The 983-nt window shown below is 73.0% G+C and carries 1 protein-coding gene and 2 pseudogenes; 1 reads left to right on the top strand and 2 read right to left on the bottom strand.

Features of this window, described 5'->3' with window-relative positions; translation table 11 throughout:
- A pseudogene (locus tag CQZ88_RS30000) lies at positions 1-318 on the bottom strand (hypothetical protein); the annotation flags it as partial.
- Between the two features lie 10 nt (positions 319-328).
- A complete protein-coding gene (locus CQZ88_RS21260; RefSeq protein WP_029544747.1) occupies positions 329-529 on the bottom strand; it encodes a hypothetical protein in 201 nt (66 codons plus the stop codon).
- Between the two features lie 225 nt (positions 530-754).
- Between CQZ88_RS21260 and CQZ88_RS21265 the strand changes: the two are divergent.
- A pseudogene (locus CQZ88_RS21265) lies at positions 755-983 on the top strand (hypothetical protein); the annotation flags it as partial.

Genomic DNA, 983 nt, shown 5'->3' on the forward strand with positions numbered 1-983 from the left:
CGCGAGGATCACGATCTCCGGTTCGAGCAGCGCCAGCAGCGCCGAGGCCCGCGGATCGGCCCCCACCTCGTCGACCGCCACGAGCCGTCCGGCGCGGCGGGATTCGGCGGCCGCGCGCACGGCGTGGCCGAGGGCGTCGCGCGCGCCGGAGTCCGGTCCGAGGTGGACGGGGACGAGTACGGAGACGTCGGCGGCCGGAACCGCGCGGTGGGGCGGCCGGCGGCGGGGGGACGGCCCGGACGCGCGTACCAGTGATGCCGCGAGCAGTCCGTCGTCGAGGCGCCGGATCGGTACTTCGACGGCGTCGAGCGTTTCCACCTCGTCGCCGTCAGATCGCGGCGGCGACGACCGCCACCGCACCTGCGACGATGGCCGTGAGGGCGACGGCCAGCAGCGCGGAGCCGGCCACCGCCACGGCGGCGAGCGCACCCACGACCGTGACGCCGCCGGCGAGGATCATGCCTGCGTGCGGGCCGTCGAGCAGCGCCGAGGGGCCCTTCGGGCGGTGGGGGATCCGTGGTGCCGTCATCTCTGTTCTCCGAGTCGTTCGCCCGACAGCCGGTCGGCGAGCGTGTCGCCGGGTGTACCGGAGCGGTCAGAGTACCGAGCATCCCCGTCGCCGGTGTCGAGCCCGACGCAGGAAGATCACGGAAGTGTAACGACGTATAACGAATTGATACGAAGTCCGATCTTCCTGCAACGCAAGGAAAAACGAACCCGGCGACGGGAGGGTGGGATGTCTACAGTCGTTCGTATGACTGCGACGACGGGCTCGCCGACGCCCCCGAAGCGCGCGCCGGACGCGGGGACCGAGGGGTCCGGCCCGGTCGGGGACGACCGCCTCCGGCCCCTCCTGGTCCGGGTCGCGGGAAAGGACCGTGCCGCCTTCGCGGCGCTCTACGACCTCACCGTCGCACAGGTGCACGGCATCGTCCTCCGAGTCGTGCGCGGCGGCACCGACGCCGAGGACGTCACCCGCGAGG

This window comes from Rhodococcus sp. ENV425 (genome assembly GCF_002887785.1).
Taxonomy (GTDB): domain Bacteria; phylum Actinomycetota; class Actinomycetes; order Mycobacteriales; family Mycobacteriaceae; genus Rhodococcus; species Rhodococcus aetherivorans.